17 protein-coding genes and 2 pseudogenes are annotated in these 16,731 nt (G+C 72.7%); 8 read left to right on the top strand and 11 right to left on the bottom strand.

What is annotated here, in order from left to right:
• Position 1: 1 nt before the first annotated feature.
• Entirely contained in the window at positions 2 to 574 is a 573-nt protein-coding gene (locus ACFQW6_RS00095) for a YdeI family protein (RefSeq protein WP_378540156.1), read from the bottom strand.
• 135 nt (positions 575 to 709) lie between these two features.
• Between ACFQW6_RS00095 and serA the strand changes: the two genes are divergently transcribed.
• Positions 710 to 2,305: a phosphoglycerate dehydrogenase gene (serA, locus tag ACFQW6_RS00090; protein ID WP_378540155.1), complete on the top strand. Its 1,596-nt coding sequence runs from the start codon at positions 710 to 712 to the stop codon at positions 2,303 to 2,305.
• Positions 2,306 to 2,326: 21 nt separating this feature from the next.
• Here serA and ACFQW6_RS00085 read toward each other — a convergent pair whose 3' ends face one another.
• A complete protein-coding gene (locus ACFQW6_RS00085) occupies positions 2,327 to 3,169 on the bottom strand; it encodes a PLP-dependent aminotransferase family protein (RefSeq protein ID WP_378540154.1) in 843 nt (280 codons plus the stop codon).
• Positions 3,170 to 3,465: 296 nt separating this feature from the next.
• On the opposite strand from ACFQW6_RS00085, the gene ACFQW6_RS00080 reads away from it, so the two are divergent.
• Positions 3,466 to 3,597, top strand: coding sequence for a hypothetical protein (locus tag ACFQW6_RS00080; RefSeq protein ID WP_378540153.1), 132 nt, complete (start codon positions 3,466 to 3,468; stop codon positions 3,595 to 3,597).
• Between the two features lie 2 nt (positions 3,598 to 3,599).
• Here ACFQW6_RS00080 and ACFQW6_RS00075 read toward each other — a convergent pair.
• Positions 3,600 to 3,791 (bottom strand): annotated as a pseudogene (locus tag ACFQW6_RS00075) (GntR family transcriptional regulator); the annotation flags it as partial.
• Between the two features lie 62 nt (positions 3,792 to 3,853).
• Between ACFQW6_RS00075 and ACFQW6_RS00070 the strand changes: the two are divergent.
• A complete protein-coding gene (locus ACFQW6_RS00070) occupies positions 3,854 to 4,537 on the top strand; it encodes a YitT family protein (RefSeq protein WP_378540152.1) in 684 nt (227 codons plus the stop codon).
• 1 nt (position 4,538) lies between these two features.
• Here the strand turns inward: ACFQW6_RS00070 and ACFQW6_RS00065 are convergent, their stop codons facing one another.
• From ACFQW6_RS00065 to ACFQW6_RS00050, 4 genes are all read right to left on the bottom strand, one after another.
• Entirely contained in the window at positions 4,539 to 5,891 is a 1,353-nt protein-coding gene (locus ACFQW6_RS00065) for a signal peptidase I (protein ID WP_378540151.1), read from the bottom strand.
• Positions 5,892 to 5,921: 30 nt separating this feature from the next.
• Positions 5,922 to 6,554: a hypothetical protein gene (locus tag ACFQW6_RS00060; RefSeq protein WP_378540150.1), complete on the bottom strand. Its 633-nt coding sequence runs from the start codon at positions 6,552 to 6,554 to the stop codon at positions 5,922 to 5,924.
• A 166-nt stretch (positions 6,555 to 6,720) separates the two neighbouring features.
• Complete coding sequence (locus tag ACFQW6_RS00055; protein ID WP_378540149.1) at positions 6,721 to 8,199, bottom strand: gamma-glutamyltransferase; 1,479 nt, start codon at positions 8,197 to 8,199, stop codon at positions 6,721 to 6,723.
• Between the two features lie 20 nt (positions 8,200 to 8,219).
• Positions 8,220 to 8,786 carry an O-methyltransferase gene (locus ACFQW6_RS00050; protein ID WP_300045998.1) on the bottom strand — a complete coding sequence of 189 codons (567 nt, stop codon included), beginning with the start codon at positions 8,784 to 8,786 and terminating at the stop codon, positions 8,220 to 8,222.
• A 423-nt stretch (positions 8,787 to 9,209) separates the two neighbouring features.
• Between ACFQW6_RS00050 and ACFQW6_RS00045 the strand changes: the two genes are divergently transcribed.
• From ACFQW6_RS00045 to ACFQW6_RS00025, 5 genes are read left to right on the top strand one after another with little or no spacing between them, the layout of a single operon-like run.
• The gene (locus ACFQW6_RS00045) at positions 9,210 to 9,350 is read left to right on the top strand and encodes a hypothetical protein (protein ID WP_378540148.1); all 141 of its coding nucleotides are present in this window, start codon (positions 9,210 to 9,212) and stop codon (positions 9,348 to 9,350) included.
• A 10-nt stretch (positions 9,351 to 9,360) separates the two neighbouring features.
• A complete protein-coding gene (locus ACFQW6_RS00040; RefSeq protein ID WP_378540147.1) occupies positions 9,361 to 10,449 on the top strand; it encodes a 3-isopropylmalate dehydrogenase in 1,089 nt (362 codons plus the stop codon).
• A 33-nt stretch (positions 10,450 to 10,482) separates the two neighbouring features.
• Positions 10,483 to 11,562 (top strand): branched-chain amino acid aminotransferase, encoded by a 1,080-nt coding sequence (locus ACFQW6_RS00035; RefSeq protein WP_378540146.1) that lies wholly within the window; start codon positions 10,483 to 10,485, stop codon positions 11,560 to 11,562.
• Complete coding sequence (gene nhaA, locus ACFQW6_RS00030) at positions 11,559 to 13,424, top strand: Na+/H+ antiporter NhaA (RefSeq protein ID WP_378540145.1); 1,866 nt, start codon at positions 11,559 to 11,561, stop codon at positions 13,422 to 13,424. Before ACFQW6_RS00035 ends, nhaA begins: the two co-directional genes overlap by 4 nt.
• A gap of 57 nt (positions 13,425 to 13,481) precedes the next feature.
• Positions 13,482 to 14,162, top strand: coding sequence for a DUF2306 domain-containing protein (locus ACFQW6_RS00025; RefSeq protein ID WP_378540144.1), 681 nt, complete (start codon positions 13,482 to 13,484; stop codon positions 14,160 to 14,162).
• Here the strand turns inward: ACFQW6_RS00025 and ACFQW6_RS00020 are convergent.
• The 4 genes and pseudogenes from ACFQW6_RS00020 to ACFQW6_RS00005 form a co-directional block, all read right to left on the bottom strand.
• On the bottom strand, positions 14,138 to 14,782 hold the full coding sequence (locus tag ACFQW6_RS00020; protein WP_378540143.1) for a response regulator: 645 nt from the start codon (positions 14,780 to 14,782) through the stop codon (positions 14,138 to 14,140). The genes ACFQW6_RS00025 and ACFQW6_RS00020 overlap by 25 nt on opposite strands.
• Positions 14,779 to 15,924 (bottom strand): sensor histidine kinase, encoded by a 1,146-nt coding sequence (locus tag ACFQW6_RS00015; RefSeq protein WP_378540142.1) that lies wholly within the window; start codon positions 15,922 to 15,924, stop codon positions 14,779 to 14,781. Before ACFQW6_RS00015 ends, ACFQW6_RS00020 begins: the two co-directional genes overlap by 4 nt.
• A gap of 147 nt (positions 15,925 to 16,071) precedes the next feature.
• Positions 16,072 to 16,269: a hypothetical protein gene (locus ACFQW6_RS00010; protein WP_378540141.1), complete on the bottom strand. Its 198-nt coding sequence runs from the start codon at positions 16,267 to 16,269 to the stop codon at positions 16,072 to 16,074.
• 246 nt (positions 16,270 to 16,515) lie between these two features.
• Positions 16,516 to 16,731: pseudogene (locus tag ACFQW6_RS00005) on the bottom strand (hypothetical protein); the annotation flags it as partial.

Here is a 16,731-nt window from a genome sequence, read left to right as displayed (position 1 = left end):
GCTACTGCGACTTGATCCCCTGGGCGGCCTTCTCCGCCGTCGTGGCGACCCGCACGGCGCGGGTCTCCGGCCTCTTCGCGAGCACGATCCACGACAGGATCAGCTTCTGCGCCGAGGCGGACCACGACTCCCAGTGCTCGCGCGCGCCCGGGTTGCGGTCGAAGGCAGCGGCCAGGTCCTCCGGCACGATGCAGTCCTCGACGTCGTCCATCAGCGCCCACATGCCCGTCTCCTTGGCGGTCGCGATGGCGGCCGCGCCGGCGGGCTCCATCAGGCCGGCCTCCTCGAGGCGGGCGACGCGGCCCTTGTTGATGCGCGTCCACATGCTGCTCCGGCGGCGAGGAGCGAACCACTGCATCGAACGGCGCTCGTCGAGGGGCTTGACGGTGGAGTCGACCCAGCCGTAGCGCAGCGCCTCCAGGACGGCCTCCTCGTAGGAGAAGGCCCGCTCGGCGGCCTTGCGGGGGCTGACCAACCAGACGCCCTGCGGCTGCGGGTGGTGGTCGCGCAGCCACGCGCTCCACTCCTCGACGGTCGTCAGCTCGAGCCGCTCCGCGTCGTCCATCGCGCCCATGCCTGGATGGTAGGCGCCGGGTACGACGTCCGGATGCTGGGGCGATGGGACTCGTGTCGCACTCGCAGGTAATGTGAGCCGGGCACAGCGTCGTGCAGTCCCCGAACACACCATTGATCAGCCGAGGACCCCGCTGTGAACGCACCCGCGAAGCCTGTCGTACTCATCGCCGAAGAGCTGAGCCCCGCCACCATCGAGGCGCTCGGCCCGGACTTCGAGATCCGCAGCTGCAACGGCGCCGACCGCGCCGAGCTCATCCCGGCGATCGCCGACGTCGACGCGATCCTGGTCCGCTCGGCGACCAAGGTCGACGCCGAGGCGCTCGCCGCCGCACGCCGGCTGAAGGTCATCGCGCGCGCGGGCGTCGGTCTCGACAACGTCGACGTGAGGGCCGCCACCCAGGCAGGCGTCATGGTCGTCAACGCGCCGACCTCGAACATCGTCAGCGCCGCGGAGCTCGCCGTCGCCCTCATGCTCGCCGCGGCCCGCCACATCAGTCCGGCCCACGCCGCCCTCCGCGGCGGTGAGTGGAAGCGCTCGAAGTACACCGGCATCGAGCTCTACGAGAAGACGGTCGGCATCGTCGGCCTCGGCCGCATCGGCGTCCTGGTCGCACAGCGCCTCAGCGCGTTCGGCATGAAGGTCATCGCCTACGACCCCTACGTGCAGGCCGGCCGTGCCGCGCAGATGGGCGTCCGCCTCGTGGACCTGGACACGCTGCTCGCCGAGTCCGACTTCATGAGCGTCCACCTGCCCAAGACCCCGGAGACGGTCGGACTGATCGGCGCCGACCAGCTGGCCCGCGCGAAGTCGAGCCTGGTCCTCGTCAACGCCGCCCGCGGCGGGATCGTCGACGAGGCCGCGCTCTACGACGCCCTCAAGACCGGCCAGATCGCCGCCGCCGGGCTCGACGTCTTCGCGAGCGAGCCGTGCACCGACAGCCCGCTCTTCGAGCTCGAGAACGTCGTCGCCACGCCCCACCTCGGTGCCTCGACCGACGAGGCGCAGGAGAAGGCCGGCGTCGCCGTGGCCCGCTCGGTCCGGCTCGCCCTGAGCGGCGAGCTGGTGCCCGACGCCGTCAACGTGCAGGGCGGCGTCATCGCCGAGGACGTGCGTCCCGGCATCCCGCTCACCGAGAAGCTCGGCCGGGTGTTCACCTCCCTGGCCGGCGAGGTCGCGCAGCAGCTCGACGTCGAGGTCCGCGGCGAGATCACCGAGTACGACGTCAAGGTGCTCGAGCTGGCCGCGCTCAAGGGCGTCTTCGCCGACATCGTCGAGGAGCAGGTCTCCTACGTGAACGCGCCGCTCCTCGCCGCCGAGCGCGGCACCGAGGTGCGCCTGGTGACCGAGGCGGAGAGCCCCGACCACCGCAACCTGATCACGCTGCGGGGGACCCTCGCCGACGGCACCCAGGTGTCGGTGAGCGGGACGCTCGTGGGGCTCGCGCAGAAGGAGCGGCTGGTCGAGGTCAACGGCTTCGACGTCGACATCGAGCCCACGACCCACCTGGCGTTCTTCACCTACGAGGACCGTCCGGGGATGGTCGGCGTCATCGGAGGCATCCTCGGCGACGCCGACGTCAACATCGCCGGCATGCAGGTCTCGCGCCAGGACAAGGGCGGCGCAGCGCTCGTCGCCCTCAGCGTCGACTCGGCGATCCCCGCCGACACCCTCACCGAGATCGAGGCCGCGATGCAGGCCTCCTCGGTGCGCGCGGTGGACCTGTCCTGACCAACGCTCGATAGATCGCCCCTAGGCGACCATCACCCGGCCGGCAGCGCGACGCGCTGCCGGCCGGGCTGCGTCCAGCCCCGAGATGGTGGTCACGTGCTCCCACGCGGCGGCGAGGCGTCGTACCGCTTCGGTGAGGACGTCGGGGGAGGCGGTCCAGGGGATCCGCACGAAGCGGTCGAGGCCGCCCTCCACCGCGAACACGGGACCGGGGGCGACGACGACGCCCCGACGCTCGGCCTCGGCCGTCGTCGCGGTGCCGAGCGCCTCGGGCAGCTCGCACCACAGGGCCAGCCCGCCGTCGGGCACGCGGAAGCGCCACGACGGGAGGTGCTCCTGCACGGCCGCGACGAGGGCGTCGCGGCCCGTGAGCAGTCGTTCGCGGTGGCGCGGGAGCACCTCGTCGGCGCGGTCGAGCAGGTCGGCCAGCACCAGCTGCTCGAAGACCGGCGCTCCGAGGTCGAGGCCGATGCGGGCCTGCAGCAGCCGGTCCATGTCCTTGAGCGGGGCGCGCACCCAGCCCAGACGGAGCCCGCCCCAGAACGACTTGCTCGCGCTGCCGATCGTGATCGCGTCGTGGGCGTGGGCCGCGAGCGGACGCGGCATGTCGTCGGCCAGCCCGGGTGCGAGCGCGAGCGCCTGGTGGGCCTCGTCGGCGACGACGGTCGTGCGGGTGCGGGCGAGCGCATGGGCGAGCTCGTCGCGCTGGCTGTCGCTCATCAGGTGCCCGGTGGGGTTCTGGAAGTCCGGGATCAGGTAGGCGAGCCGGGGCGAGGTCTGGCGCAGGGTGGCGGCCAGCGCGTCGAGGTCCCAGCCGTCGGGGTCGACCGTGGCGGGGACGAGCCGGGCGCCCGCGTGGCGCACCGCCTGGGTCGCGTTTGGGGTACGTCGGCGACTCGACGACGACGCGCTCGCCCGCAGCGGTGAACGCCTGCGCCACCAGCGACGCGGCTGCCAGCGCACCTGCGGTGACCATGATCTGCTCGGGCACGGTCGGCAGGCCCCGCGCCTCGTAGGCCGCCGCGATCCGCGTCTGGAGGGTGGGCACCCCGAGCGGGAAGTAGCCGGGACCGCTGAGGTAGGCCGGCAACTGCTCGGTGGCGCGCTGGTACGCCTCGACCAGGCCGGGCGGTGCGGAGTGCGCCGCGCAGTTGAGGTCGATGACGTCCTCGCCGCCGGTGCCCGGCATCAGCGACCGGTCGTGGGCGCGGCGCTGCCCGCCCGGCACCGTGGTGAACGTGCCCGACCCGCGGCGCGCCTCGGCGTACCCCGACTCGCGCAGCACCTCGTAGGCACGGGTCACGGTCGTGCGCGAGACGTCGAGCGACGCGGTGAGGTCGCGCTCGCTGGGCAACCGCACCTCGATGCCGATCCGTCCGTCCCCGATGAGCACGCGCAGACTCTCGGCCAAGCCGAGGTAGGCGGGGGACCGTGGGAAGTCGCCGACGAGGGTGGCTACGCGCTGGGCGCTGATGACGCGGCTCATGCAGGCCACTCTTCCACGATTGGCTATGTCCGACAAGGCCACTTGCTGTGCAGGATGGAGCCATGACCAGCACGACCCCCACCGGAACCGTCCACGCGCCCCGCGGCGTCCTCGTCGACCTGGGACCTGTCGCCCAGCTGCGCGCCGGACGGCTGGCGCGACGCCTGCCGCAGCTCTACGTCGGACTCTTCCTCTACGGCGTCTCGCTGGCGCTGATGGTCCGCGGCGCGCTCGGCCTCGCGCCGTGGGACGTGCTCCACTCCGGCTTCATCCGCCACGTCCCGATGACGCTCGGCCAGGCCGTCGTGCTGTTCAGCTTCGTGGTGCTGGTGCTGTGGATCCCGCTGCGGGAGATGCCGGGCCTCGGCACGATCAGCAACGCGATCGTCGTGGGCCTCTCCGCCGACGCGACGCTGGCCGTCCTCGACCGCCCGGAGGCGATGGCGGGGCGGCTCGGCCTGATGGTCGGGGGCGTCCTGCTCTGCGGGCTGGCGAGCGCGCTCTACATCGGCGCGCAGCTCGGCCGCGGGCCGCGCGACGGCCTGATGACCGGCCTGTCGCGGCGCACCGGGCTCTCGCTGCGGCTCGTCCGCACCGGCCTCGAGGTGGCCGTGGTCGTCATCGGACTGCTCCTCGGGGGCGTCCTCGGCGTCGGGACCGTCGTCTACGCGCTGGCGATCGGTCCGCTCACGCAGCTGATGCTGCCGTGGTTCACCGTCGACCTGGTGGCACCGCCGGCGGACTGACCTACCGGGCCGCCCAGTGCGCCGCGACGCGCGCGGCGGGCAGCGGGGAGTGGTAGATCGCGACGTTGTCGAGGTCGCCGGTGAACGCCGGGGTGTTCAGCCACCCGATGCTGCCCTGACCGACCCGCCAGAAGCCGGTGTAGCTCCCGACAGCCGAGGTCGTACCGGTGGCCACCGCGGTGCCGTCGACGTAGATGGTCGTGGCGCGCGCCGTGGTGCTGGTGACGACGAGGTGGTGCCAGGCGCCGTCGTTGTAGGCGCGGGGCGTGGTGAGCGACGTGCTCTGCCACGGCCAGCTGCCGAAGGTGAGGCGCCCGGTGGGCTCCATGGTCACCGAGCGGTCGGCGTCCGAGCCCAGCAGCGAGTAGCCGGCGTCGCGGTCGTCCTCGAAGCCCGCGAGGTAGCTCCGGGTGGTGGCGGTCGTGCGGAACCACAGCTCGATGGAGTACGCCGACGGCGCGGCGACCTCCTGCGTGCCGAGCACGACGCGACCGCCGGTGGTGCGGACCGAGGTCCCCGGGTTCCTCGGCAGGCCGCCCGCGGCCCCCGCCGTCAGCGATCCGAGGTACTCCCCGGTGCGGTTGTTGCCCGAGCGGTCGGTGGCGTACTGCCGGCCGGCGGGCTCGTCGAGCAGCCACAGGCCGTAGGGCTGGTCCGCCAGCACCGCGCCGACGTAGGGCTGGACCCAGGCGCCGGCCGTCCACGTCCACCCCGACGAGACGGTGCGCGCGGTGAACGAGGCGCCTGCCGCACCGCTGGTCCCGGCGGCGACGGCGACGACAGCGACGGCCGTCGCCCCCGCCACTCGTCGGCGACCGCGCCGGGACGGCCGCTCCCCGTCGACCCGGGTGGTCGCGATCGCGAACGCCGCGCAGCTGAGGGCCAGCCAGACGCCGAGGCGGCCCCACGCGCCGCTACGGGCCCAGTGGACGGGCAGCCCGACGGAGGGCGCGAGCAGGACGGCCTGCGCCCGGATCCCCGAGCTCGCGAGGGGAGCGAGGTCGGTGACGTCGTTGGCGTCGCCGGCCGTGGTGAAGTCGCCGTCGTCACGCCGTTCGACGATGCGGTGCACCAGCAGCCGGCCCTCGCGCGCCGGGTCGTCGAAGACGTAGACCCGCCCGACGCGCACGCGGTGGTCGGCCGGGGTGTGAAGTGCGAGGACCACGTCGCCCACCGCGATCGAGGGGCGCATCGAGTCCGACGACACGACGTACGACCCCCACCCGGCGACGACGGGCAGCACCGCGGTCGCGGCGAGGACGAGCAGCACCGCCCGGTAGGCGCGGCAGGCGAGCACGACGAGCAGCCGGATCCATCCGGACCCGGCTGCGTCGTCGTCGTGCACGTCGCTCACGCGCTGCTCCCGATAGGTGAGGAGGCGGACTCAGGAGGTGGGCTCGGCGGTCCGCATCTCCCACTGCATGTCGACGCCGGTCTTGGCGCCCTGCAGCTGGTCGATCTGCGACTGGGTCATCCCGGTGGTGTCGAACTTCCAGGTGAGCTTGTAGGTGCGCGAGTTGGTGCCCTTGGGCACCTCCCAGCCACCCATGGCCGTCTCGAAGGTGTTCTTCTGCGCGATGCCGGACAGCGGCGCGTCGGCCACGATCACGCCGTTGGCAGCGTCCTGGAGCGGCTTGAAGCCGGTGCAGTCGGCGAAGCTGCCGTCGGAGCCGGCCTGGATCGACATGAGGATGCGGTTCTCGAGTCCCTGGACCGAGGTCACCGGGTTGATGGCGAAGCCCTTGACGGTGCTCGGGACGCTGGCGTTGGCCGTCACGGTGATGCACTTCGACTCGGTCTGGCCGGGGAGCATGTTGGTGACGCGGAAGCGGGCCTGGCCGTTGTCGTCGTCGGTGAGGGAGACCGAGCCGGTCGACCACTCGTTGCCCGAGTTGCGGGTCTGGCCGGTGAACGCGGCGTACGACGCCTGGTAGACCAGGGCGCCGGCGGCGATCACCGCGACGGGAGTGGTGGCCGCGGCCATGATCTTCTGGGCGCGACGGGACGGCTTGTTCATGAGGTGGGTCCTAACCGAGAATTTGGTGGTGGTCGGGGCGGTCATCCGATGGGTCGGTCCGCCCGGCACTGCGTGCGTTCACACGGTAGGAACCGTAGGTAAAGAAATCCGTCGCAAGGTAAAAACTGGTCCGAAGGGCATTGACACGTAGTCCGATCGGGTGGTGTCAGGTCGGACGGACCACCCGGGCGACCCCCTCGCGGCGGGGGTCGGCGACGGCCTCGAGCGATCCGTCGGCGCGGGTCAGCGCCGCGCCGACCCCACCGAAGTACATCGTCAGCTCGTCCTCACGGCGGACGTCCTCGTCCGGAAGCCCCGCGCGGTGGACGTGGACGCGGGGGTGGGCCACGGCGTCGTCGAGGTCGAGCCCGCCGTTGACGAACCCGGCCAGGGCGCAGACGACCGCCGTCGTGATGCGGTCGGCACCCGGCGAGCCGATCGCCAGGGTCGATCCGTCGTCGTGGCGCCCGACGACCGGCGCCATGTTGGACAGCAGGCGCGAGCCCGGGGCCACGTCGCGCCCGGGCGGGTTGAGCTCCTGCTCGCCGAGGCAGTTGTTGAGCCAGATGCCGGTGCCGGCGGCGATCATCCCGGCGCCGTAGCCCGACGACACCGTGAGCGAGCACGCGGCGCCGTCGGCGTCGGTGACGGACACGTGCGCAGTCGAGCCCGACTCGAGGACCGCCCGGTGGTCGGCGTCGACTCGGTCGAGCCACCCGCGCGACACGGCCGGGAGGTCGGCGGCCACCTCCAGGACCTCGCGCCGGTGGCCGAGGACGGCGCGCTGCACCCGGACCAGGTGCTCGACGTCGTCGGCGTCCCACCACCCCCGCGGTCGGTCCTCGAGGAGCCGCAGCATGGCCGCGAGGACCACCCCGCCCACCGACGGGGGCGTCGTCGTCGCCAGGCTCCAGCCGGCGACGCGCGTGGTCAGCGGCTCACGGACGACGGGCGCGTACGCCGCCAGGTCCGCGCACCCGAGCAGGCCGCCGCGGGCGGAGAGGTCGGCCGCGATCGCGTCGGCGAGGTCGCCCTCGTGGAGCGCGCGCGGACCGTCGGTGGCGATCTGCTCCAGCGTCGCTGCCAGGTCGGCCACCACGACCCGGTCCTCGGTGAGCCGACCCGACGCGTCGTGCAGCGCGGCGTGGCTCGCCTGGTCCCACCCGAAGATCGACTCGTGCACGTGGCGCAGGTAGTAGCGCGACGCCGAGCCCAGGGCGAAGCCGCCGCGCGCCACGTCGGTCGCCGGGCCGACGAGCTCGGCCCAGGGGAGGCGGCCGTCGCGCGCGTGCGCCTCGCCGAAGGCGGCGAGGGAGCCGTGCGTCGCCACCGACCCCGCGCCGATCGTGATCTCGACCCCGCCGCCGTACTCGGTCGAGACGTCCCACGTCTCGGACGCGGGCGCGTCCGGGGCGCGCCCGATGCCGGGTCGGTCCATCCACCCGTCCACGGTGTACGCCGACCCGGTGGCGGGTTGCACGGTGACGAAGCCGCCGGAGCTGAGCGAGACGAGGCCCACCTCGGTGACCATCGCCACCAGGGCGGCCGCGATCGCGGCGTCCACGGCGGAGCCTCCCGCGCGTGCGATCGCCTCGGCGGCGTCCGCGGCCTCGCGGCTCGGGGCCGCGACGGCGAGGGGTCTCACGGGGGACCGGTCGCGGGTGCTCAGCGCCGGGTGGCGATGACGGCGGACGCGTCGGCGGCCACCATCACCTCGACCGCGGTGAACCGCTCGTCGGTGAGCCACTGCTCCCGCAGCGTGTCGACGCGCCCGTAGGTGATCGGCGGCCACGACTCGCACGGCGCGAAGTCGTCGAGCACCACGATGCCGCCGGGCTCGACGAGGTCGATGACGGCGTCGACGCCCACCTCGGACGGGGTGCCGGAGTCGAGGAACAGCAGCGAGAAGGGTCCGTGCTCGCGCAGCACGCTCCAGTCGGCGGCGAGCACCTCGACCTTGGCGTCGTCGTCGAAGATCTTGGACGCGGCACCGGCCAGCGACTCGTCGAGCTCGGCGGTGAGGATGCGCGCCCCGTTGCGCACGCCGCTGCGCAGCCAAGCGGTGCCGACCCCGCAACCGGTGCCGAACTCGGCCATCGTGCCTCCCCTGGTCGCAGCGAGGGTGGCGAGGAGGCGACCGGTCTCGTTGCGGCAGAACGCGACGTAGCCGGCCTGGCGGCAGACGTCGAAGGCGCGCTGGACGATCTCGGGGAGTTCCGGAGGAGCAGACATGAGGTCGCCGAGTCTGTCACTCCTCGCGCGCGATCCCACTGGACGGGCCGACATCTCACGATCTGACACGTTCCGGGAAACCCCGTGCGGCGGCCCGTCCAGCAGTCGTACAGTCGTCGAACCATGCGGAGCGTCTTCGTACTCATCGACTGCCGCGGCGAGGCCTGACAGAAGGGCCACCTCGTCGCGGTGTTCGGCGTTGACGAGGTTCCGCCACCCGGCCTTTCGCCCCTCCGCCGAGCGTCTGCTCGGCAGAGCTCGAAGCCACCGCCTTCGCGGCGGGTCCTCCGCAGTCCTGCGCGACCCGCACGCTCGTCGGCCGGCAGCCGGGCCCGGGCGATCCCCGCCGTCCTGCTTCCCTACCCGCCGCGGTGTCGGCGGCTTCGGGCTCACCCAACCGTCACGCACGTAGGAGTGAGATCGATGTACCAGATGTATCCCGACACCTGGGGCCCCGCGGCCCACGACCCGGAGAACCCGCGCAGCGCGGAGAACACGACGGCCGCCGTCCAGACCGCGCTTGACCTGCGAGACGGCGGCGGCCAGCGTCCGGACGACAACTAACGTTCGCCGCATGCCTGACACCGACCAGCCCGCCGCCGCCCGCGACACCGGGAGCCCGACCCTCGCCGTCATCCCCGGCGACGGGATCGGCCCCGAGGTGACCGCCGAGGCCCTCAAGGTCCTCGAGGTCGCCGCACCGGTGAAGTTCGAGTCGACGCGCTACGACCTCGGCGCCGAGCGCTACCTCGCGACCGGCGAGGTGCTGCCCGACTCGGTGCTCGCGGAGATCCGCGGGCACGACGCGATCCTGCTCGGTGCCGTCGGTGGCAGGCCCAACGACCCGAACCTGCCTCCGGGCATCCTCGAGCGCGGCCTGCTCCTCAGGCTGCGCTTCGAGCTCGATCACTACGTCAACCTGCGGCCGTCGCGACTCCTCCCGGGCTCCGTCTCGCCGCTGGCCGGGAACGTCCTCGACAAGGGCGAGGTCGACTTCGTGGTGGTGCGCGAGGGCACCGAGGGCCCCTACACGGGCAACGGCGGCGCGCTCCGGGTCGGGACCCCGGCGGAGGTCGCGACCGAGGTCTCGGTCAACACCGCGTACGGCGTCGAGCGCGTGGTCCGTGACGCCTTCGCCCGCGCGCAGAAGCGGCCGAGGAAGAGGCTCACGCTGGTCCACAAGACCAACGTCCTGGTGAACGCCGGCTCCCTCTGGTGGCGGCTGTTCGAGCAGGTGGCCGCCGAGCACCCCGACGTCACGACCGACTACATCCACATCGACGCGGCCATGATCTTCATGGCCACCGACCCCGCCCGCTTCGACGTGATCGTCACCGACAACCTCTTCGGCGACATCATCACCGACCTCGCCGCCGCCATCACCGGCGGCATCGGGCTGGCCGCCTCCGGCAACGTCAACCCCGACCGGACCGCCCCGTCCATGTTCGAGCCCGTCCACGGCTCGGCCCCCGACATCGCCGGGCAGCAGAAGGCCGACCCGACCGCCGCGATCCTCTCCGGCGCGCTCCTGCTCGACCACCTCGGCCATGCCGAGGCGGCCGCCGCGATCGAGGCGGCCGTGCTGGCCGACCTCACCGAGCGCGACCCCGGCACGAGCCGTCGTACGAGCGAGGTCGGGGACGCCATCGCCGCCCGTCTCTGAGCGCCCTCGAGGCCTCTGGAATAGGTTGACCCCATGCAGATCAGCACCACCGCCAACCCCGCGCCCGTCGACCTCGCCCGGCTCGAGGCGATCCACGCGAACCCCGGTTTCGGGCAGCACTTCACCGACCACATGCTGCTGGTCGAGTGGACGCCCGACGCGGGGTGGCACGACGCCCGGATCCAGCCCTACGGTCCGTTGACGCTCGACCCGGCGACGGCGGTGCTGCACTACGCGCAGGAGACCTTCGAGGGGATGAAGGCCTACCGGCACGACGACGGGTCGGTGTGGACGTTCCGTCCCGAGCAGAACGCCGCCCGCATGATTCGCTCGTCGCAGCGGCTCGCGTTCCCCGAGCTCCCGGTCGAGGACTTCGTCGCCTACGTCGACGCGCTGGTCGAGGTCGACCAGCGGTGGGTGCCGGATAACTCCGGGGGTGGCGAGAAGTCGCTCTACCTGCGCCCGTTCATGTTCGCCTCCGAGACGTTCCTCGGCGTCCGGCCGGCCCAGCACGTCACCTTCATGGTGATCGCGTCGCCGGCGGGCGCCTACTTCAAGGGCGGCATCAAGCCGGTCAACCTCTGGCTGTCGGAGACCTTCACCCGCGCCGGTCGCGGCGGCATGGGCGCGGCCAAGACCGGCGGCAACTACGCCGCATCCCTCGCCGCCCAGCGCGAGGCGATCGAGCAGGGCTGCGACCAGGTCGTGTTCCTCGACGACCAGGAGTTCCGCTACATCGAGGAGCTGGGCGGGATGAACCTCTTCTTCGTCCACGCCGACGGCCGCGTCGTCACCCCCGAGACCGGCACCATCCTCGAGGGCATCACCCGTGCCTCGATCATCGAGCTCGCCGGCAAGCTGGGCCACGCAGTCGAGGAACGGAAGGTCTCCATCGACGAGTGGCGCGAGGGCGTCGCCTCGGGTGAAATCACCGAGGTCTTCGCGTGCGGCACGGCAGCGGTCGTCACCCCGGTCGGCGAGCTCCGCTCGCCGGAGGGCGTCACGCCCGCGCCGTCCAGCACCGAGCTGACCATGCAGATCCGCGAGGCGCTGGTCGGGATGCAGTTCGGGCGCGCGGAGGACACCTTCGGCTGGATGCACCGCGTCGTGTGAGCACGGACCAGTCCGCCTGCACGGGGTCCGCGGCGTTCGAGGCGCAGAGCTCGCGCTCGCTGCGCGACTTCATCCGCACCGAGTCCGGCTCCGCCGGCCTGCTCGTCATGGCGGCGCTCATCGCCCTGGTGTGGGCGAACTCGCCCTGGTCGCAGTCCTACGTCGACCTGTGGCACACCGAGCTGTCGATCAGGTTCGGCGACGGCGGCCTGACGATGGACCTGCACCACTGGATCAACGACGGCCTGATGGTCGTGTTCTTCTTCGTCATCGGCCTCGAGGTCCGCAAGGAGTTCGCCATCGGCGAGCTCGTCGACCGCAGTCGCGTGGTCGTGCCGCTGGTCGCGGGCGTCATGGGCATGCTCGTGCCGGCCGCGATCTTCCTGGCGCTCAACCCGTCCGGCGAGGCGGCGGCCGGGTGGGGTGCGGTCATCGGCACCGACACCGCGTTCCTGCTCGGCGTGATGGCGCTGGTGGGCCCTGCGGTCTCCACCCAGCTGCGGATCTTCCTGCTGACGCTCACCGTCATCGACGACATCGTCGCCGTCAGCGTGATCGGCGTCGTCTACTCCGACGCACTGTCGCTCGGGGCCCTGGCGGTCGCCGCCCTCTGCCTGCTCGTGCTCGTCGGCCTCGACCGGGCCGGCGTCTGGCAGGCGGCGCCCTACGTGCTGGTCGTGCTGGTGATGTGGTTCGCCACCCTGGAGTCCGGCGTGCACGCCTCGATCGCCGGCATGCTGAGCGGCCTGCTGGTTCCGGCCCTCGACCCGCGACGGTCCGACGTCGAGGACGCGGCGCGCAGCTTCCGCGCCTTCCGGCAGTCGCCGATGCCGGGCGTGCAGCGCGCGGCACGCCGGTCGCTGACCCGTGCCATCTCCGTGAACGAGCGCCTGCAGGAGGCGTTGCACTCCCCGACGAGCCACGTCGTCGTACCCGTCTTCGCCCTGGCCAACGCCGGTGTGGACCTGCGCGACGGCGTCCTCGGCGACGCCTTCGGGTCGCGGCTGATGTGGGGCATCGTGCTCGGCCTCGTCGTCGGCAAGGCCCTCGGCATCTTCCTGGGCGCGTGGACGAGCGTGCGCCTGGGCTGGGGGCGGCTGCCGCAGGGCGTCGGCCTGGGCCACACCCTGGCCGGAGGTGCGCTCTCGGGCATCGGCTTCACGGTCTCGTTGCTGATCATCAGCCTCGCCTTCGAGTCGTCGCGGCTGCAGGACGAGGCGCGCGTCGGCGTCCTGGTGGCCGCCGCGCTGGCGAGCCTCGCCGGCTGGCTCGCCTTCCGCTTCGCCGCCCGGTTCCTCGGCCAGCGCGACGCTGCCCTCCCGACGCACCTCAGCCGCCCGGTCGACCCGGCGCGCGACCACATCACCGGACCGGTCGACGCGCCGCTGACGCTGGTGGAGTACCTCGACTTCGAGTGCCCCTTCTGCGCCCGCGTGAGCGGGGTCGGCAAGGAGCTCCGCGCGCACTTCGGCGACCGGCTCCGCTACGTCACCCGCCACCTGCCGCTGCCGGTCCACCCGCACGCCGAGCTGGCCGCGCTGGGCGCCGAGGCGGCGGCCCGGCAGGGCCGCTACTGGGACATGCACGACGTGCTCTTCGCGCACCAGGACGAGCTCGAGCTCGAGGACCTCGTCGGCTATGCCGCCGGGCTCGACCTCGACGTGGAGGAGTTCCTCCGATCCTTCGACGACGACGACCTGGCCCGCCACGTCGCCGAGGACGTCGCCTCGGCCGAGGAGAGCGGGGTGCGGGGCACCCCGACCTTCTTCGTCGGCGAGACCCGCCACATCGGCCCCCACGACGCCCGGACCCTGATCGAGGCGCTCGAGTCGTCGCAGGCGGTGCCTCGGCCGATCGGCTGACCCGCGCCGGCCTGCGAGCCGATGCGTCGTACGCGCCGCGCCGGGAGGCTCGTCGGCATGACCACGACTGCCGCCCGAGCGGCCCGACGCGACGCACCACCCCGTCCGCGCCGCGAGTGGTGGATCCCGGCGAGCCTGCTGGCGCTCACCTTCGTGCCCGTGGCAGCCGGCGCCGCGCGGCTCGTCGACCTCTCGTCGGGTCGGACGGCCGAGAACGCGCGCTTCTTCGACCTCCCCGTCCCCGTCGTGGTGCACATCCTCGGGGCGACGACGTACTGCGTCCTCGGGGCGTTCCAGTTCATGCCCTCGTTCCGCCGACGCCGTCCGCGCTGGCACCGCTGGAGCGGTCGCGTCCTCGTCCCGGCCGGCCTCGCGGCCGCGGTGAGCGGACTGGTGATGGCCGTGTCCGACCGGCTGCCGGCCCACGACAACACCGCCCTGATGTGGCTACGCCTGCTCTTCGGCACGCTGATGGCGGTCGGGCTGGTGCTGGGCCTCGCCGCGATCCGCGCCCGGGACGTGCGCGCGCACCAGCGGTGGATGGCGAGGGCGTACGCCGTCGCGCAGGGTGCCGGCACGCAGGCGTTGGTGCTCGGCCCGATGGTGCTGTTCGTCGACCAGCCCGGCGGTGGGCTCAAGGCCGCGGGGATGGGCTTCGCGTGGGTCCTGAACCTCGCCGTGGCGGAGTGGCTGGTGCGGCGGTCGCAGGCGCGTCAGTCGAGCCGGCGGGTCTGGTAGGCCCAGAGCGCGAGCTCGACCCGGTTGCGGACGCCGAGCTTGCCCATGAGGGAGCCGAGGTGCGTCTTCACCGTGCTGAGCGAGATGTAGAGCTCGGCGGCGACTTCGTGGTTGGTCAGCCCGCGGGCGACCGCGACCAGCACCTGCTCCTCACGCTCGGTCAGCGGTGAGGTCGGCTGCGGCGGCGTGTCCCTGGCTGCGAACCTCTTCAGCAGGCGGGTCGTGACCGTCGGCGCGATCAGCGATCCGCCGTCGGCGGCAGCACGTACGGCGTGGGTGAGCAGATCGGGGCCGCAGTCCTTGAGCAGGAAGCCCCGAGCGCCGGCCAGCAGCGCACCGTAGACGTACTCGTCGAGGTCGAACGTGGTCACGACGACGACCGCCATGGGGTCCGCGACGTCGGGCCCGGCGAGCGCTCGGGTCGCCTCGATGCCGTTGAGGCGGGGCATGCGGATGTCGAGCAGGCAGACGTCGGGCCGCAGCTGGCGGGCCTGCTCGACGGCGTCCTGCCCGTCGACGGCCGTCGCGACCACCTCGATGCCGTCCTGCGCACCGAGGATCATGGCGAGCCCGGTGCGGACGATCTCCTGGTCGTCGGCGACCAGCACGCGCAGCGTCATCGTGCCTCCTCGAGCGGAAGTGTCGCAGTGACCCGCCAGCCCGCGAGGGGAGCGAGCGACCGGGCCTCGAGGCGGCCGCCGAGCAGCACGGCCCGTTCGGTCATGCCGACGATGCCGAAGCCGTCCCCGGTGCCCGTCGAGCCCCGTCCGTTGTCGGTCACGACGAGCTGCACGCCGTCCTCCTCGCGAGTGACCCGGACCTGCACCGAGGTGGCGTCGCGGGCGTGGCGCCGGGAGTTGACGACCGCCTCCTGCGCGATGCGCTGCAGCGCGGCCGCGACGGTCGGGGACAGGTCGTCGAGGTCGTCGTCGACCGCGACCGTCACCACGGGACCGGGCCCGCTGCTCGCCAGCCCGCGGATGTCCGCCAACGGCCGCTCGGGCGCCTCCTCGTCGGTGCGCAGCACGCGCAGCACCTTGCGGGTCTCGGCCAGCGTGCGCGTCGCCTCCTCGTCGATGCGGCGCAGCGCGTCCGTCGCGGCTGCCGGCTCGCGTCCGGCGACCGCGAGGCCCGCCTGGGCGGTGATCGCGATGGCCGTGAGGTGGTGGGCGACCGTGTCGTGCAGGTCGCGGGCGAGGCGCTCCCGCTCGCCACGTCGTACGTCGTCGAGCTGCCGCGTCCGCAGCATCGACTGCGCGCGGACCACCGCACCCAGCGCGACCGCAGCCACGACCACCGCGGTACCGCCGATGCGGTCCGCGACCGGCACGTGCTGGGACACCAGCGAGCTGCCGGCGATGACGAAGAAGAGGACGAGGCCCCCGACGGCGTCCTTCCCGCGGGCCCAGCGCGCCAGGGAGTAGGGGATGAGGAGCGCCACGACGGACGTGTTGAGGTCGCCCGGTGGAGGCCCGTCGGTCACCCACGAGACCACCAGGAGGGCGAGGATCACGGCCCCGAAGACCGTCACGGTGAGCGTGGGCCTGGTCCGTCGGACCAAGAGCGTCGGCAGCCAGACCAGGAACCCCGCCAGAGACAGCCAGCGGAACGGCAGGTCCGGTCGCAGCACGGCCACCTCGATGACCGCAAGGACCGCGGCGACCCCCACGCCGGCGTAGTCGAGGCGTCCGGCGGGCCGCGCGTCGGGCGGCGCGGGAAGGCGCCAGACGGACAGCGCGACGGAGCGGATCTGCGCGAGCACGGGTGCACGCTAGTGCCCCGCGGCGGCCGATCGGATCGGCCGGATGACCGAGTGGTCAGGCGTGTGCTGCGCCGAGACGGTCCCGCCAGTCCGTGAGCCTGGTGACCGAGGTCCGTGACGTCTGGCGCCGACCGGCGGGCTCTGACTTCAGCACGGCCCGCCCAGAGCCTCAGCCCTGCTGCGAGCGCGCGCAGCTGCACGGACCATGTCGGCGACCTGCGTACTGGTCAGATCGGTGTGGAACTTCGAGTCGATCACCACCACTCCGCCTTCGCGGGTCACGACGACGTGATCCAGGTCGGCGGACTGCAGGGCGATGCTGACTGCGACGTAGAACGCAGCCATGGCACGACGTAGCGCTGCTTGCTCCGCAGCCACTCGCGGCGCAGTCGCGTCAGCTCCCGGCTCGGGTAGGACTTCACTGCCCCCATGAGTTCCTCCGTCAGACGTGGTCACCTGATCCCGATCACGGACCGGCATGCTGGCGGACGCGATCGCCGTAGGCCGGCCACGAGCAGCGAGACGACGGATGAGGAAGTCAGGTCGTGCTTCTGGCCCCGCCGTCCATGGGTGGCGGGGTGTGGGGCGGGGTCATGGTCGGCGTGGGCGCGGGATGCCGGGCGGGTCGGGCGGGTCGGGTGGCTCGGCCTGGTCGATCGCGGTGGTGCCGTGGCGGTCGCGGCGGTAGTGGTGGCCGTGGGGTGAGGTCCACTCGAACACCCCGGGCTCGGTCATGCGGTAGTGCCAGGCGGTGTGGGTCTTGAGCCGGTGGTGGAAGCGGCACAGGGCCGCGAGGTTGTCGGTCCG

The sequence above is a fragment of the Nocardioides sp. GCM10028917 genome (assembly GCF_042666175.1).
Classification (GTDB): domain Bacteria; phylum Actinomycetota; class Actinomycetes; order Propionibacteriales; family Nocardioidaceae; genus Nocardioides.
The sequence above is the reverse complement of the archived record's forward strand: the minus strand, read 5'-3'. Positions and strand labels throughout refer to the sequence as shown.

Coding starts and splice junctions, on each gene's coding strand:
- ACFQW6_RS00095 (WP_378540156.1), bottom strand. CDS start 574: ATGGGCGCGATGGACGACGCGGAGCGGCTCGAGCTGACGACCGTCGAG.
- ACFQW6_RS00080 (WP_378540153.1), top strand. CDS start 3,466: ATGACGTCCTCGCCGCCGGTGCCCGGCATCAGCGACCGGTCGTGGGCG.
- ACFQW6_RS00070 (WP_378540152.1), top strand. CDS start 3,854: ATGACCAGCACGACCCCCACCGGAACCGTCCACGCGCCCCGCGGCGTC.
- ACFQW6_RS00060 (WP_378540150.1), bottom strand. CDS start 6,554: ATGAACAAGCCGTCCCGTCGCGCCCAGAAGATCATGGCCGCGGCCACC.
- ACFQW6_RS00050 (WP_300045998.1), bottom strand. CDS start 8,786: ATGTCTGCTCCTCCGGAACTCCCCGAGATCGTCCAGCGCGCCTTCGAC.
- ACFQW6_RS00045 (WP_378540148.1), top strand. CDS start 9,210: ATGTACCAGATGTATCCCGACACCTGGGGCCCCGCGGCCCACGACCCG.
- ACFQW6_RS00040 (WP_378540147.1), top strand. CDS start 9,361: ATGCCTGACACCGACCAGCCCGCCGCCGCCCGCGACACCGGGAGCCCG.
- ACFQW6_RS00035 (WP_378540146.1), top strand. CDS start 10,483: ATGCAGATCAGCACCACCGCCAACCCCGCGCCCGTCGACCTCGCCCGG.
- ACFQW6_RS00025 (WP_378540144.1), top strand. CDS start 13,482: ATGACCACGACTGCCGCCCGAGCGGCCCGACGCGACGCACCACCCCGT.
- ACFQW6_RS00020 (WP_378540143.1), bottom strand. CDS start 14,782: ATGACGCTGCGCGTGCTGGTCGCCGACGACCAGGAGATCGTCCGCACC.
- ACFQW6_RS00010 (WP_378540141.1), bottom strand. CDS start 16,269: ATGGCTGCGTTCTACGTCGCAGTCAGCATCGCCCTGCAGTCCGCCGAC.